At 64.0% G+C, this 15981-nt stretch carries 12 protein-coding genes and 1 tRNA gene; 9 read left to right on the top strand and 4 right to left on the bottom strand.

All coding sequences use genetic code 11. The features are described 5' to 3' along the window. Positions 1-47 precede the first annotated feature (47 nt). The gene (locus tag HUK72_RS04365; protein ID WP_176597740.1) at positions 48-926 is read right to left on the bottom strand and encodes a lysophospholipid acyltransferase family protein; all 879 of its coding nucleotides are present in this window, start codon (positions 924-926) and stop codon (positions 48-50) included. Between the two features lie 53 nt (positions 927-979). Here HUK72_RS04365 and HUK72_RS04360 point away from each other — a divergent pair, with 53 nt between their 5' ends. Beyond that, positions 980-2104 carry a glycosyltransferase gene (locus HUK72_RS04360; protein ID WP_176595694.1) on the top strand — a complete coding sequence of 375 codons (1125 nt, stop codon included), beginning with the start codon at positions 980-982 and terminating at the stop codon, positions 2102-2104. A 591-nt stretch (positions 2105-2695) separates the two neighbouring features. On the opposite strand, the gene HUK72_RS04355 is transcribed toward HUK72_RS04360, so the two are convergent. Both HUK72_RS04355 and gyrA read right to left on the bottom strand, forming a co-directional pair. Beyond that, positions 2696-3043, bottom strand: coding sequence for a DUF952 domain-containing protein (locus HUK72_RS04355; RefSeq protein WP_176595693.1), 348 nt, complete (start codon positions 3041-3043; stop codon positions 2696-2698). Then, on the bottom strand, positions 3040-5733 hold the full coding sequence (gene gyrA, locus HUK72_RS04350) for a DNA gyrase subunit A (RefSeq protein ID WP_176595692.1): 2694 nt from the start codon (positions 5731-5733) through the stop codon (positions 3040-3042). Before gyrA ends, HUK72_RS04355 begins: the two co-directional genes overlap by 4 nt. Positions 5734-5992: 259 nt before the next feature. On the opposite strand from gyrA, the gene HUK72_RS04345 reads away from it, so the two are divergent. Both HUK72_RS04345 and HUK72_RS04340 read left to right on the top strand, forming a co-directional pair. After that, a complete protein-coding gene (locus HUK72_RS04345; protein ID WP_176595691.1) occupies positions 5993-7270 on the top strand; it encodes a hypothetical protein in 1278 nt (425 codons plus the stop codon). A 106-nt stretch (positions 7271-7376) separates the two neighbouring features. Next, a complete protein-coding gene (locus HUK72_RS04340) occupies positions 7377-8651 on the top strand; it encodes a lipopolysaccharide assembly protein LapB (protein WP_176595690.1) in 1275 nt (424 codons plus the stop codon). A gap of 184 nt (positions 8652-8835) precedes the next feature. On the opposite strand, the gene HUK72_RS04335 is transcribed toward HUK72_RS04340, so the two are convergent. Next, complete coding sequence (locus HUK72_RS04335) at positions 8836-9309, bottom strand: Lrp/AsnC family transcriptional regulator (RefSeq protein ID WP_176595689.1); 474 nt, start codon at positions 9307-9309, stop codon at positions 8836-8838. Positions 9310-9530: 221 nt separating this feature from the next. Here HUK72_RS04335 and HUK72_RS04330 point away from each other — a divergent pair, with 221 nt between their 5' ends. From HUK72_RS04330 to HUK72_RS04305, 6 genes are all read left to right on the top strand, one after another. Continuing rightward, entirely contained in the window at positions 9531-11219 is a 1689-nt protein-coding gene (locus HUK72_RS04330; protein ID WP_218035905.1) for a HAMP domain-containing sensor histidine kinase, read from the top strand. Positions 11220-11270: 51 nt separating this feature from the next. Continuing rightward, positions 11271-12308 (top strand): polysaccharide deacetylase family protein, encoded by a 1038-nt coding sequence (locus tag HUK72_RS04325; protein WP_176595687.1) that lies wholly within the window; start codon positions 11271-11273, stop codon positions 12306-12308. 25 nt (positions 12309-12333) lie between these two features. Beyond that, positions 12334-12409, top strand: a tRNA-Ile gene (locus HUK72_RS04320). A gap of 434 nt (positions 12410-12843) precedes the next feature. After that, positions 12844-14124: a CmpA/NrtA family ABC transporter substrate-binding protein gene (locus tag HUK72_RS04315; protein WP_176595686.1), complete on the top strand. Its 1281-nt coding sequence runs from the start codon at positions 12844-12846 to the stop codon at positions 14122-14124. Between the two features lie 17 nt (positions 14125-14141). Continuing rightward, a complete protein-coding gene (ntrB, locus tag HUK72_RS04310; RefSeq protein ID WP_255325610.1) occupies positions 14142-15107 on the top strand; it encodes a nitrate ABC transporter permease in 966 nt (321 codons plus the stop codon). A gap of 15 nt (positions 15108-15122) precedes the next feature. After that, positions 15123-15926, top strand: coding sequence for an ABC transporter ATP-binding protein (locus HUK72_RS04305; protein ID WP_176595684.1), 804 nt, complete (start codon positions 15123-15125; stop codon positions 15924-15926). Positions 15927-15981: the final 55 nt, after the last annotated feature.

The raw sequence follows: 15981 nt of genomic DNA, 5'->3' as shown, positions 1-15981 counted from the left end.
TCCTGCGAAGGCACTGGAGCGAGACAAGTGGCTCGCGACAGCCCAGTTCAGATTGCGGGACTGGGCTCCTGCACGGAGTGGTCTTCGCTCAGATCCATATCATGCAACGCCAGCCATTGGTCGGCATGATCGGCACAGGCTTTGCCGAGAAAGGCGTCGACCTGATCCATGATCTGGCCGTCGGTCAGCGCGGCCGGGTCCAGCGGTGGGCGCCAGTGGACGCGGAAGTGCGGGCCTTCGGTGCGGATCATGTAGAAGGGCAGGAATGTCGCGCCGACTTTGCGGGCGAGGCGGAGCGCGACGGAGAAATTGCCCGAAGGTTCAAGGGGGCGACCGAAGCGGGGAAACCAGACCTGCCGGTCGCGGCGCTCATCCAGCAATATGTAGAGCGTGGCGCGGTCCTTGGTGGTGAGATGCTTGAGGATGCCTCGGGCAGCGCCTTCGCCGGTGATCGCCTCGCCCATATAGCTGGAGCGGGCACGCTTGAGTTGCGCAGCCTGCTCCGGGTTTTCGGGCGGGGCATAGACGCCGAGGCCAGGGCGGTCCGTGGATGCCTTGATATGGGCGGCGAGCAGGTCCCAATTGCCGAGGTGGACCGCCAGCGCGATCATCGGGCCGGGGCCATCGAGCACCCGTTGGTAGCCCTCAGCGTCCTCCACCGTGACATGGCCATTGTCGATCAGCCGGTCGATATTGGTGAGTTCGGCCATGGTGCGGCCGAGGTTGAACCAGCGGCGGGTGAGCATCGCTTCGCGGGTCGCTTCAGGAATGTCGGGACGCAGGATGGCGAGGTTGGCGCGCGCGCGCTGGTCGCGCAGCTTCATCGACCTGCGGGCGACGTTCACCGACAACCAGCCGCCCAGCCAGGAGGCGAAGGACGCGGGAAGGATGCGGAGAAGGGTGAAGAGAAAGGGGTTGGAGAGCATCGCGCCTGCCGTCATACAGCAGCCATCGGGGTGGTAAAGGGCTTGGGTTTGCAATGAGTTTCGCTTTTGCGCTGTGGCTGCTGTTGCAGGGGCTGAGCTTGGCTGGCGTGCTGAATTATTGGCGGCATCTGCCGGTGGACCGGCAGGAGGAAGCGCCGGAAGGCGTCGTCATGCTGCTGTCGGTGCGGGATGATTGGGACGGCGGGGCGGAACTGATCGGGCGGCTGAAGGCGCAGACGGCGCGCTTTCGCCTGGTGATCGCGACCTCCGGGGATTGCGCGGCGGCGGAGGCGCTGGCGGTGCGGGAGGGGGATTGGGTCCAGATCGTCCGCGCCGGGGTGGCGGACGATGAGGGGCAGAAAGTTCATAAGTTGCGGGCGGCTTTGCGATCCTTGGGTGAAGGTGACCGCTATCTGGTTTTTGTCGATGCCGATATTTTGCCGCCTGCGCGGTTGGTGGGGCGGCTGCTCTTTCCGCTGGTGCGGGGCAAGGCGGAGATCGTGACCGGCTATCGGCTGTTATTGCCCGAGGCGCGGGTCGGCGCCGCGCTGGTGGGCGCGGTGGAGATGCAATTGGCCACGCTGCCGCGAGCGGCGAGCGCGACCATGCCCTGGGGCGGGGCCATGGCGCTGACGCGGGAGGTGGCGGAGCGGCTGGACCTGGACGCGGCTCTGGCGGGGCGCTTGTCGGACGATATGGCGATCGGGCTGGCCGGTTGGCGGGCGAAGCTGCGGTTGAGGCCGGTACGGGACCTGCTGGTGGCTTGTCCGTTGGAGGGGGCGAGCGCCTTTGGGTTCGGCGTGCGGCAATATCGGCATATCGTGACCAACAGCGCGGGTATGTGGTCGCTGGCGACGATGGTGATGGCGGCGCAGGCTTTGGGCTGGATATGGGCGTTGGGCTGGGGTGGTTGGGGCGCTTTGGCCTTGGGCTATGCTGCGGCGTCGGCGCGGGCGCTGGTCCGGCGGCGGATCATCGCGAATATTGTGGAGCCGGGGCAGGCGCTGGCCGCGAGAAGGTCGCTCTGGTGGGATGTGCTGGCGCCCTTCGCTGTGTGCTGGGCGCATCTGGCGATGCAGTTGGCGGCAGCTTGTTCGAGCCGGATCAGATGGGGTGGGTTTGATTATTGGGTGAAGGAAGGGAAGGTCGTGCGGATGGAGAGAGTGGTTCATCAATGACCAGCGAGATTTTGGATTGCGCTGCTGATAGGTTTTCCGATCGGCAGCTTCTCCTGTTTCCTCATATTTCTGACCTATAAGTTCGTCAGATTGAGCAGGGGCACGTCGACGTTAATTGGAACAATCGTTTTCGCTACCATATTCGCGGTAGGAGGCTTTCTTGCCATAAAGGTGCAGCCGAAACCTGGTGCGGCGTTCGTGATGATGCTTGGTGCGAGTACCCGGCGGAACTGGTTCAGTCGGGAGATGTATTGCACCTTCGATTTTCGGACATATGATTTGGACGACACGCAGAAGTTTCGTCCGCTCCATTTGAACGAGCCTATGCAATCATAGGAACCAGTGGCGGTGGTCAACAATGCGTTGTTCGTTCGTCGCGGTAGCCTTGGGCTGATTCGAAATGATGGGAGCCACTACACGCCAATCGTCACCCTGAACTTGTTTCAGGGTCCATTTCTCCAGATTGAGCGGAGCCTTCCGGGCCTGATGGATGCTGGAACAAGTTCAGCATGACGATAGAGGAAAGGTTCGCTCGCCTTTCCGTCATTCCCGATGCGAGCATTTCTCGACTTCATTCCAAGCGAAGGGATGTCAGAACCCCGCCGGGAAGAGGTGCTTGCCCTGTTCATCCAGCCGCAGGACAACCTTGCCCGCTACCGCATTCAACGGCAGATCGCCATAAAGGTGCGGGAAGAGGGCGCCGCCGCGCGACTCCTCCCATTTGAGCGCCTCACCGAAGGGGGTGAGGTCGACCATGACCATCACCAGATTGTCCTGGCCCGCGAAATGCCTGGCGGCGGTTTCGGCCGCCTGTTCGCGAGTGGACATATGGATATAGCCATCCGCAAGATCGACGGGCGCGCCCTTGAACACGCCGTCGGTCTTTAGCTGGTCATATTGATCCCTGGTCAGGATCTTGTATGCAAAGAGGTCGGTCACGCCTCGCCCGTCTCCGAACCGGTTTCCACCGCCTCTTCGGCTTCGTCGCTTTCCTCGATCTTCGCGGCGCTGACGACATGTTCGTCGTCGGACACGTTGAAGAGGCGCACGCCCGCCGAACTGCGGCCAATGACGCGGAGGGACTCAAGGCCCATGCGGATCAGCTTGGCTTGATCGGTGACCAGCATCAGATGATCGCCGTGCCGCGCCGGGAAGCTGGCGACGACGGGACCGTTGCGGCCGATATTGTCGATATTGGTGATGCCCTGGCCGCCGCGTCCGGTGCGGCGATAGTCGTAAGCCGAGGACAGCTTGCCATAGCCGTTGGCGCAGACGGTGAGGATGAACTGTTCCTTGGCCGCCAATTCGGCAAAGCGTTCCGCGCTCATCTGCGGCGATCCTTCCTTCTCCGCCTTCCAGGGAGCGAAGCGGAGATAATCGTCACGCTCCTCCTGATTGGCGCCGGAGCGGGTGAGGATGGAGAGCGAGATGACCTCATCATCCTTCTTGAGCGTCATGCCGCGCACGCCGGTCGAGGTGCGGCTCTGGAACTCGCGCACATCGGTCGCCTGGAAGCGGATCGCCTTGCCCTGACGGGTCGCGAGCAGCACGTCATCCTCTTCGGAAAGCAGCGCCACGCCGATCAGCCGGTCGGTGCTTTCATCGTCGAAGCGCATGGCGATCTTGCCATTCGACGGGATGTTGGCGAAGGCGTCCATGCTGTTGCGGCGGACCGTGCCGTTCGCGGTCGCGAACATGACGTGCAGATCCTTCCAGCTATCCTCATCCTCCGGCAGCGGCAGGACGGTCTGGATCGTCTCTCCGGGGCCGAGCGGCAGCAGGTTCACCATCGGGCGGCCGCGTGTGGCGGGACCGCCTTCGGGCAGACGCCAGACCTTCATGCGATAGACCTTGCCGGCCGTCGAGAAGAAGAGGACCGGCGTGTGCGTGGAGGTCACGAACAGTTCGGTGATCGCGTCCTCATCCTTGGTCGCCATGCCGGAGCGACCCTTGCCGCCGCGTGCCTGAGCGCGGAAGCTTTCGAGCGGGGTGCGCTTGATATAGCCCTGCACGGTGACGGTGACGACCATCTCCTCGCGCTCGATCAGGTCTTCGTCGTCGATGCCGTCGGCGGCGGCGGTGATTTCCGACAGGCGCGGGGTGGCGAAGTCACGCTCGATCGCCTCGAACTCCTCGCGCATGACGGCGTAGAGCTTCACCCGGTCGCTGAGGATGGCGAGATATTCGGTGATGGCAGCGGCCAGTTCGGCCAACTCGTTGCCGATCTCGTCCCGGCCGAGCGCGGTCAGGCGATGCAGGCGCAGGTCGAGGATGGCGCGGACCTGCGTGTCGGACAGGCGATAGCTGTCGCCGCTGACTTCCGTTTCGATCGCCTCGACCAGCCGCAGATAGGGCGCGATCTCCGCCACCGGCCAGTCGCGGGCGAGCAGTGTTTCGCGGGCTTCGGCAGGGCTGGCCGAACCGCGGATGATGCGGACCACTTCGTCGAGGTTCGTGACCGCGATGACGAGGCCCAGCAAGATATGCGCGCGGTCGCGGGCCTTGTTGAGTTCGTACTTGGTGCGGCGGGTGATGACCTCTTCGCGGAAGCGGACGAAGGCCTCGATGATGTCGCGGATGTTGAGAAGTTCCGGGCGGCCGCCGCGAATGGCGAGCATGTTGGCCGGAAAGCTCGACTGGGCGGGGGTGTTGCGCCAGAGCTGGTTGAGTACGACTTCGGGCGTGGCGTCGCGCTTCAGGTCCATGACGATGCGCACGCCTTCGCGGTTCGATTCGTCGCGAATGTCGCTGATGCCTTCGATCCGCTTGTCCTTGGCGGCTTCGGCAATCTTTTCGACAAGGCCGTTCTTGCCGACCTGATAGGGGATGGCGGTCAGGACGATGGAGCGGCGGTCGCCGCGTCCTTCCTCCACCACATGGCGCGAACGCATCATGATCGAGCCACGACCGGTGTGATAGGCGCTGCGGGCGCCGGATTGACCCAGGATCAGCGGTGCGGTCGGGAAATCGGGGCCGGGGACGATCTGGATCAGCTCGTCGATGGTGATGCCGGTGTTATCGATATAGGCGAGGCATGCCCGGATCACTTCGCCCAGATTATGCGGCGGGATGTTGGTCGCCATGCCGACCGCGATGCCGCCCGCGCCGTTGACCAGCAGGTTGGGGAAGCGCGCGGGCAGAACCTGCGGTTCGCTTTCCGAAGCGTCATAGTTGGGCTGAAAGTCGACCGTATCCTTGTCGAGATCGTCCAGCAGGGCGGTCGTCACCTTGGCAAGACGCGCTTCGGTGTACCGCATGGCCGCCGGCGGATCGGGGTCCATGGAACCGAAATTCCCCTGGCCGTCGATCAGCGGCACGCGCATCGACCAGTCCTGCGTCATGCGCGCCAACGCGTCGTAGATCGCGCTGTCGCCATGCGGGTGATATTTACCGATCACGTCACCGACGATGCGCGCCGATTTGCGATAGGGCTTGTTGTGGGTGAAGCCCGATTCATGGGCCGAGAAGAGAATGCGGCGGTGCACCGGCTTCAACCCGTCGCGCACGTCCGGCAGGGCGCGGGCGACGATGACCGACATGGCATAGTCGAGATAGCTCGCCTTCATCTCCTCCACGATGGAGATGGGGCTGATGTCCGAAGGGTCGGCGAGGGCAGTCTCGTCGGTCAAATCGATTCTCTTTTTGGATGGATATGGTTCGTGTCGCTGCACTAGCGGAGCGAAACAATAATGTCACGCCTCGCGCACATGTGCGTGCGCGGCAAGCTGAGCTGTATGGACCATGAGATGCATGCCGGGCGCGCCAGATCGTTTCCGGGGGCTGACAGGCGGTTAACTGGTGCATATAGGTCGTTCAAACGTTATTCACGCGCCGACCCCTAATTGGCGTCACACAAAGGCCGCCTGTCCCCCGGGCGCAGAGGAGAAGATGAACATGCGTTTTGTTACCCCCGTGGCGCTCGCGCTGACTCTTGCGCTGGCCGGCGGCGCCGTTTCGGCTCCGGCCTTTGCGAAGAAGGAAGAGAAGAAGGGCGGCGCGCCCAAGCTGAATGTTTCGCCGGACGTGGTCAAGGCGCTGCAGACCGCGCAGGCCGCGGCGCAGAAGAACGATTTTGCGGGCGCGAAAGCGGCGCTGGCGGATGCCGACAGCAAGGCGAAGTCGAACGACGACAAATATCAGATCGGGGCGATCAAGCTGAACACCTCCATCGCCAGCAAGGATGCGGCGATGCAGAGCGAGGCGCTGACCCAGATGCTGGACAGCGGCCTGACCCCGCCGGAGCAGGCCGGACAGTTCAACGCTGTGGCCGCCGACCAGGCGCTGCAGGCGAAGAATTACGATCTGGCGATCACGCGCGCCAAGGCGGCTGCCTCAGCCGGCTACAAGGCTGAGGCCGTGAACGTCACGCTGGCCCAGGCCTATTTCGGCAAGGCGGGCACGGCCAATCCCTCCGTCGAACCGCAGCGCAGCCTGAACCAGCAGGGCCTGGCCGCGCTGAAGGCGGCGGCGGATGCCATGAAGGCGGCGGGCGGTCAGGTGCCGGCGCAATGGTATCAGATCGGCGTCAGCCGCGCCGCGACCGCCAAGCTGCCGGAAGTCACCGAATGGGCGAAATCGGCCTATCAGGCGGCTCCCAATGGCGAAAATCTGCGCACGCTGGTCCGCCTGTTCCAGCAGGCCAATCCCAATATCTCCAACCGCGAAAATCTGGACGTGCTGCGCCTGATGGCGACGTCCGGCGGGCTGGTGCTGGCGCAGGATTATCTGGAATATGCGGAAATGGCGTCGAAAACCGGCATTTATGGCGAAGTGAAGACCGCGATCGACGCAGGCCGGAGCAAGGGCGTGCTGAACGCCAGCCAGGGCGGCGACCTGTACCAGCCCGCCGTGGCGAAGATCGCGGGCGACAAGAGCTCGCTGGGTTCGGCCGAAGCGGACGCCAAGAAGGCGGCCAATGGCAAGATCGCGGCGGCGACCGCCGACGCCTATCTGGGCTATGGCGACTATGCCAAGGCGGCGGCGATGTTCGAACTCGCCAAGCAGAAGGGCGGCGTCGACGCGGATGAGATCAACACCCGCATGGGCATCGCCAAGGCGCTGGGCGGCGATAATGTCTCCGCCAAGGCCGCCTTCCAGTCGGTGCAGGCCGGTTCGCGCAAGCAGATCGCAGACTTGTGGCTGGCCTATCTCGCTACGAAGGCCTGATTTTTCAGATATTTATGGCGCGCCATCCTTATGGGTGGCGCGCCTTTTCCCGTTTTGAACATGATGACGCGCCGGCGCATGCCGGTCGACAAGGGGGATGGCTGACATGGCCATGATGCGACATTCGATTTTGACCTGTGGCTTGCTGGCTGGGGCAGCGCTGATCGCATCGGCGCCTGCCTTTGCCAAGAAGCCGGTGGCGGTAGGGCCGGTGATCGAGATGTCGGACAGCTTCCGCGCGGCGACGCAGGCGGCGGACAGCGCGATCAAGGCGGGTAATGTGGCGGCCGCGCAGTCGCAGATTTCGGGCCTGATGCCGGTCAGCGATTTCGAGGCTTATGTGGCGGCCGGGCTGCGGTTCGAGCTGGCGGTGCTGAAGGTGGATCGGCAAGCGCAGCGGGTGGCGTTGAACGATATGTTCAAGACATCCTCCGTGCCCAAGACGGACATGCCGCGCCTGCGCTATATTGCGGGCTATCTGTCCTTCATCGTCGGCAATTATGACGATGCGACGGCGCAGCTCGATTATGCCAAGACGCTGGGTTATGACCCGATCGACGCGACGATGTTGCGGGCGGACATCGCCATCCGGCGCAACAAGGCGAAGGATGCGCGGGCTTTCGTGCAGGAGGCGCTGGCGCGGCAGCGGGCGGCGGGACAGCCAATCCCGGCGGCCTGGTATGACCGGGCGATTTCCATGGCCTATCAGGCGGGGGATTGGGCCGAAGTCGGCGCGCTCTATCGCGAACGGCTGAGTCACTATGATTCGGCGGGCGAATGGCGGTCGGCCCTGGCCAATTATCTGAGCGCGCCGGGCATGGACGCGCAGGTGCAGCTCGACCTTTATCGCCTGCAGGCGGCCAATGGCGCCATGGCGAGTGAGCGCGACTATCAGGCCTATGCGCAACTGGCCGACAAGACGGGCTATAGCGCGGAGACCAAGGCGATCATCGAGGCGGGGCGTTCGGCGGGCAAGCTGACGCCAACGCAGGCGACGACCGCGCAATTGCTGAAGAGCGCGACACCCAAAGCGGCCAAGGAGATTGCAGGCCTGCCCGCGGCGGCGAAGAAGGCCGCGGCCGCCAAGGACGGGTCGGCGGCGATGGCGGTGGGCGACACATATTTTTCGCTCGGCCAGTTCACGCAGGCGGTGGAGCAATATCGCCTGGCGCTGAGCAAGGGCGGGGTCGATGCCGGCAAGGGCAATGCGCGGCTTGGCGTGGCGCTGGCGCGTTCGGGCGATCTGGTGGGTGCGAAGGCTGCGCTGACGCAGGTGACGACGGGCAACTGGGCGAATGTCGCGGGCTTCTGGTCGGTCTGGGTCGATCAGCAGAGCCGCAAGACGGCCTTCACGCCGGTGGTCGTGCCGCCCGCGAGTTGAAGGGGGAACGGGGGGCCTCCATGTCTGGTATTGGCCATGGAGCGGACATAAGCTCTTCGTCACCCCGGACTTGATCCGGGGTCCCGCTCCCTTTTCAGGAGCGCACTCAAGAAGAAAAGCGGGACCCCGGATCAAGTCCGGGGTGACGACTATGGTAAGGGTAGCACCCCCCTATCGCCATGCCTCAAACCGGCAGCGGCACGCCCGGCAGATTCTTCGACGTCCGAATGGTGAGCGACGTCTTCACGCTCACCACATTGGGGGCGGGCGTCAGTTTCGATGTCAGGAATTGCTGGAAGCTCTGCAGATCCTTCGCCACGACCTTCAATATGAAGTCGATCTCGCCATTCAGCATATAGCATTCCCTGACTTCGGGCAGGGTAGCGATATGATCCTCGAACGCCTTCAAATCGGCCTCGGCCTGGCTTTTCAGGCTGACCATGGCGAAGACCGTGATGGTGTAGCCCAGCATCGATGGGTTCACCACGGCGTGATAGGAGTTGATCGCGCCGCTTTCCTCCAACGCGCGCACGCGGCGCAGGCAGGGGGGAGCCGTCAGGCCTACCTTGCGGGCCAGCTCCACATTCGTCATCCTGCCGTCGCCCTGCAATTCGCCCAGGATCTGGAGGTCGATGTCGTCAATATTGGGGCCGGCCATTATTCCGCTTATTTCCTTGCCTGTTAATATCGGGTTATCATAATAATATTTCAGGACAATGCAATTGTCCCACTATGCGACGTTCGCATAAGAACCCGTTTCGGCCCCTTTCCCTTTGCCCCGCGAAGCATTATCCCTGTGTAACGACATCTCCGGCTGATGGTTTTTCCGCGCCGTGCCGGGGCCGGAAATGGGGAATTTGGGTGCGCTTCAACGATCTCATGCAGACGGTTCTTGCCGCGGAAGGCCGAAGCGGCCTGGGCGCGGTGACGCTGTGGCGGCAATGCGTGGATCTGCTGGCGCAAAATGACCGGCACGACCGGTCGATCATGTCCGATGCCGAGCGCGCCGCGCTGCTGGAGCGGCTGAACGGCCTGCTGCCGAAACTGTCGGAAACGCAGCGGATCGCCACCGTCGTCGAACTGGGCGGGCGGTTGCGGTCGCCTGCCCTGGTCGAATTCTTCGCGAATGACCGGCCCGCCATCACCGCGGCGGCCATGTCCCGCGCGCGCTTGTCCGATGCGGCATGGGTGGAAATGCTGCCGCGCCTGACGCCGACGGCACGCGGGGTGCTGCGGTCGCGACGCGATCTGGGAAGCGCGACGCTGCAGGGGCTGGAGGCCTTTGGCGCAACCGATCTGGTGCTGACCAGCGACGTCGCGGCGGAGCAGGAAGACATGCTGCTGACCGAGGCGATGATCGTCCACGCCGATCCGCCAGCCGATCTGCCGCAGGACGCGCCTGTAGAGGAGGAGGCGGAGGATCGGAGCCAGATCCGCAATCTGGTCGACCGGATCGCGCGCTTCACCATTGCGAAGCGTACGGGCGAGGCGGATGAAGCGCCCTCTCGCGCGGAGGTGGCGGGCCCTCGCGGCTTCGCCTTCGAAACCGACGCGGCGGGAACTATCGTCTGGATCGATCAGGGGCCGCGAGCCGCGTTGATCGGATTGGCGCTCAATGAAACCGCGCTGGAGGGGGGCAGCGGTCCCGATGGCCATGTCGCGGGCGCCTTCATGCGCCGCAGCGGTTTTCAGAATGGCCGCTATACGATCGCCGGCGGCGCGATGGCGGGCGAGTGGCGCTTGTCCGCGACGCCCTTTTTCGATGCGCGTTCCGGCCGGTTTCAGGGGTATCGCGGCCAGGCGCGGCGGCCCTATCTGCACGAAGTCGCTGCCGAGCCGCGGGCAGAATCCATGTCGATCGCCGGATTGTCGGCCGATTCCATCCGGCAACTGGTGCATGAACTGCGCACGCCGCTGAATGCGATATTGGGCTTTGCCGAGATCATCGAGCAGGAGCTGTTCGGTCCGGCCGGGCATGAATATCGTGACATGGCGGGCAAGATCGCGGGGGATGCGCGGCATTTGCTGACGGCTTTCGACGATCTGGACCTGGCGGCGCGCGTGTCGCGGGGGGAGGGCAGCGAGACGCCGCGCGCGGTCGATCCGGCGCTGTTGGTGACGCAGGTTTCGGCCCGCTTCCGCGAGCAGGGCGACAGCACGCAGATCGACATCGCCATGGCGCGTGGCCTGCCGATGGTGCGGATCGACCCCGTGCAGGGCGAACGCATGGTTCAACATCTGCTGCGCACGCTGATTTCCGTTGCGCCTGCCGGAGAAGCGCTGACCGGGGCCTGCTGGTATCAGCCCGACGGCGCGGACGGGCGCGTCGTGCTGGCGGTCGACCGGCCATCGACCCTGGCGGGCATGGAGGAGGATCGGCTGCTCGACCCCGGCTATATGCCGGATGGCAATTGGGCTGACGGACCGTTGCTGGGGCTGGGCTTTTCCTTGCGTCTGATCCGCAGCCTGGCCGCGGGATGCGGCGGCGCGCTGGAGATCGAGCCGGGCCGTTTTCTGCTGGCCGTGCCTGCCATGGCGGAGAGCGGGGACGCTGTCGGCAGCGCCTGATCGGAGGCCAGGGAAACCCTATCGCAACCAAATGCGGATAGCGGTGGCGGAATGACCCCGATTTCCCATGACGGCAGTTTGCTCCGCCCACCAGCGGCAGAGGACAGGATCACGTTCGATCCCGCCTTCGGCACGCGTTTCATGCTGTTCGTGGATACGGAGGAGGAGTTCGATTGGAACGCGCCCTTCCGCCGGACCGGCCATGGCGTGACGGCGCTTGCCGGCATGGCGCAGGGGCAGGCCTATTTTGCGGCAGCGGGGGTGAAGCCGGTCTATGTGACCGATTATCCGGTGGTCGACAGCGATGCCGCAGCGGAAATGATGGGCCGCTGGCTGGCCGACGGCACGGCTGATATTGGCGCACATCTCCATCCCTGGGTCAATCCGCCCTATGTCGAGGAAGTGACGGCGGCCAACAGCTATGTCGGCTTTTTGCCGGAAGCAGTGGAACGCGCCAAGCTGGAGGCTCTGTCCCAGCGGATAGCGGAACGTTTCGGCGCGCGACCGATCGCTTACAGGGCCGGACGTTATGGCGTAGGCCCCAACAGCGCGCGCTTGCTGGAAGATGCCGGGTTCCGGCTCGACAGTTCGGTGCGCAGCCGCTTCGACTATAGCGGACAATATGGGCCGGATTTTCAGGGCTTGCCGCAATATCCCTATTGGGCCGGCCCAGAACGGAAACTGGTGGAACTGCCCCTCTCGACTGCCTTCGTTGGCCTGCTGCGCGGGGGCGGGGAGCGGCTTTACCGGGCGGCGCAGCGCATGGGTCCAGTGGCGGGCGCCTTGGCGCGGGGGCGGATGTTGAGCCGCGTGCCGCTGACGCCCGAGGGGATAAGCGCTCGCGAGGCGATTGGCGCGGTCGATGCGTTGATCGAGGAGGGCGTGCCCGTGCTGAACTTCAGCTTCCATTCCCCGACGCTGGAGCCGGGGCACACCCCCTATGTCCGGGACGAGTCTGACCGGTTGGCTTTTTACGGCTGGTGGGACGCCGTGCTGAATCATCTGGACCGGCGGAATGTTCGACCGGCGACGCTCGATCAATTGCTTGGCGCGATCGAGGTGCGCGGACGGGCTTGCCAAGCGGCTTGATGCTGCCTATCCGGGCAAACAGGTGGGGCCTGTAGCTCAATGGTTAGAGCTGGCCGCTCATAACGGCTAGGTTGCGGGTTCGAGTCCTGCCGGGCCCACCAATTTCCTTTCCTCTCCCCATTCTGGTTGCACATCAGATTCTGCATTATAGTGCACGGTTCGTACTTGACTTTTGCAAATGCAGAAAAGCGGCGAGCAGTTGCATTTTGTGCAACGCAAAAATTTTGCTTGCGACTCGAACGAATCGATGACAGCTTCCTATCTGTCGAAGCAGGGGCGCTTCGACGCTTAGGTTGAACCGGCCGATGACGGCAAAGGTTCGATCCAGGTCCTCAAAAGACCGCATGGCAATGACGCCGCCCGGACAGGTTTTACGACCTTCGTCCTGGCGGCTTTTTTAATTGGTTTTTCGCTGGCGGCATGGGTGCTGCCGGGCGGCTCTCTACATCGATTTTCGTGCGCTGGACAGGCTTCCGGCGATGGCTGGTTGTGCATGTTGCGCAGCGGTGATGATTAACAAGGAAGGATTTGGGGAATGGCAGAGGGGGATAATCCGGGCGACGTCAGCCGGCGTGGATTGCTCAAGACAAGCGGTACGGCAGCGCTGTTCGCTGCGGTGCAGCAGGCCTTTCCGTCGGGCGCATTCGCGCAGGGAGCTGGGCCGGAAGTGACCGGCGCCAAGCTCGGCTTCATCGCGCTGACCGACGCGGCGCCGCTGATCATCGCCAAGGAGCTGGGCTTCTTCGCAAAGTACGGCATGCCCGACGTGCAGGTGGCGAAGCAGGCGAGCTGGGGCGCGACCCGCGACAATCTGGTGCTGGGCAGCGCGGGCGGCGGCATTGACGGCGCGCATATCCTGACGCCCATGCCCTATCTGCTGACGCTGGGCGCGATCGGCAAGGCGACGCCGATGAGCATCCTCGCCCGCCTTAACGTCAATGGCCAGGCGATCTCCGTTTCGAAGGAATATCTGGGGGCCAAGGCGGACCTGAACGCCGGCAAGATGAAGGGCGTGATCGCCCAGCGCAAGGGCGCGGGCAAGAAGATCACCATGGCCATGACCTTCCCCGGCGGCACGCATGACATGTGGCTGCGTTACTGGCTGGCCGCCGGCGGGATCGATCCGGACAAGGATGTGGAACTGATCACCGTGCCGCCGCCGCAGATGGTGGCGAACATGAAGGCCGACACGATGGATGCCTTCTGCGTGGGCGAGCCGTGGAACGACCAGTTGGTCGCGCAGCAGCTAGGCTATACGGCGGTTTCGACCGGCCAGATGTGGATGAACCATCCCGAAAAGAGCTTCGCCATGCGGTCCGACTGGGTGGCGAAATATCCCAAGGCGGCGCAGGCGATCACGGCAGCCATCATCGAGGCGCAGCGCTGGGCCGACAATCCGGGCAACATCACCCGGCTGGCGGGCACGATTTCGGGCCGCGACTATCTGAAATGCCCGATCACCGACATTGCCGACCGTTTGCAGGGCAATTTCAATATGGGCGACGGGCGCAAATTCCCGAACGCGGCCTTCAAGATGAAGTTCTTCGCGGGTTACGCGTCCTTCCCCTACAAGAGCCACGACCTCTGGTTCCTGACCGAGAATCAGCGCTGGGGCAAGCTGCCCATGACGCTCGATACCAAGGGCACCATTGCCAAGGTCAACCGCTCCGACATCTGGCGCAAGGCCGCCGCGATGCTGGGCGGCAAGGGCCCGGCCAGCGACAGCCGCGGCGTCGAGAAATTCTTCGACGGCAAGACCTTCGATCCCGCCAATCCCAAGGCCTATCTCGCCAGCCTGGCGATCAAGCGGGTCTGATGAGCAAGGAGACGAGCATGGCGTCGCCATCGCACAGCAGCAAGACAAGCGGACCGTCGGCTTCGGCCGGCGGTGCCGCCACCGCCACCGAATTGGGGGTCATCGTGCCTTATCCGGAAGAGGCCATAGCCCGCCGCAGCTTCGAACCGGTGGCAGCGCCAGTGCATCCACTGGTCCGGCGCGCCCGGTCCCTGGCGGCGAACGCATTGCCCACCATCGTGATGATCGCCGGGCTGCTGGCCTTCTGGCAGTTGCTCTGCGGGTCACCGGACGCGACTTTCCCCAGCCCGCTCAAGGTCTGGCAGGAAAGCCATGAAGTGATCACCCATCCCTTCAAGGGCGTGGAGATCGGCCTTACCCATTTCAGCATCCAGGATGGCGGCGATGTCGGCATTGCCGGTCATGTGCTGACCAGCCTCAGCCGCGTGCTGATCGGCTATAGCATCGCAGCGGTGATCGGTGTGGCGCTGGGCATATTGATCGGGCAGAGCGTCTTTGCCTTCCGCGCGCTCGATCCGCTGTTTCAGGTGCTGCGCACCGTGCCGCCGCTGGCCTGGTTGCCGATCAGCCTCGCCATCTTCCAGCAGGCGCAGCCGTCCGCGATCTTCCTGATCTTCATCACCGCGATCTGGCCGATCATATTGAACACGGCGGCGGGCGTGCAGACCCTGCCGACCGCTTATCGCAATGTCGCCAAGGTGCTGGCGCTCAATCCCTTCGAATATTTCGTGCGGATCATGCTGCCTGCGACCGTGCCGCACATGTTCACCGGGCTGCGCATCGGCGTCGGCATGAGCTGGCTCGCCATCGTCGCCGCCGAAATGGTGCAGGGCGGCACCGGCGTCGGCTTCTTCATCTGGGACAGCTACAACAGCTCGCTGCTGACCGACACCATCGTCGCGCTGATCTGGATCGGCATGGTTGGCTTCACGCTGGACCGCATCGTTGCCTTTGCGGGCCGCATCATCGGCCGCGCTGGTTAAGGGGAGGGTATTTCCATGAAACAGCGCAGCTATCTCGCGCTTGAGGGCATCACCGTCGAATTTCCGACCAAGGCAGGCCGCTTCTGCGCCCTCGACGGGATCGATCTGGAGGTCGAAAAGGGGCAGTTCGTGGCGCTGATCGGCCATTCGGGCTGCGGCAAGTCGACCTTGCTCAATGCCGTGGCGGGGCTGGTCAAGCCGACCCGCGGCGCCATCTTCCTGGACGGACAAGTGGTGGATGCGCCGGGGCCGGACCGGGCGGTGGTCTTCCAGGACCATAGTCTGCTGCCCTGGCTGACGGTGGAGGAGAATGTCCGCCTCGCGGTCGATAAGACGGCGGGCGGCAAGAACAAGGCCGAGCGCAAGGATTGGGTCATGCACAATCTGGAGCTGGTCCAGATGGCCCATGCCGCGGGAAAACGCCCCGGCGAATTGTCCGGCGGCATGAAGCAGCGTGTCGGCATCGCCCGCGCCATCGCCATGAACCCACGCGTCTTGCTGATGGACGAACCTTTCGGCGCGCTCGACGCGCTGACGCGGGCGGCGTTGCAGGATGTGGTCATGGATTTGCAGGCGCGGCTCAACAACACCGTGCTGATGATCACCCATGACGTGGACGAAGCCGTGCTGCTGGCCGATCGCGTGGTGATGATGACCAACGGCCCGGCGGCGCGGATCGGTGAGGACCGGACGGTGTCGCTGGCGCGGCCCCGGAACCGGCTCGAGGCGATCGACGCGCTTGAATATGCCGAGGCGCGTTCCGCCGTCATCCATTTCCTGCACGAGCGCTACCGCAATCCGGCGACGCTCGCCGCCTGAGAAATCAAGAGAATCGAGCTTGGAGAGGATGCTCTGGAAAGGCCCAGAAAAGCCA

Source organism: Sphingobium sp. 15-1 (assembly GCF_013375535.1).
In the GTDB taxonomy this organism is placed as follows: Bacteria; Pseudomonadota; Alphaproteobacteria; order Sphingomonadales; family Sphingomonadaceae; genus Sphingobium; species Sphingobium aromaticivastans.
This window is presented reverse-complemented; position numbering and strand designations above follow the sequence as displayed.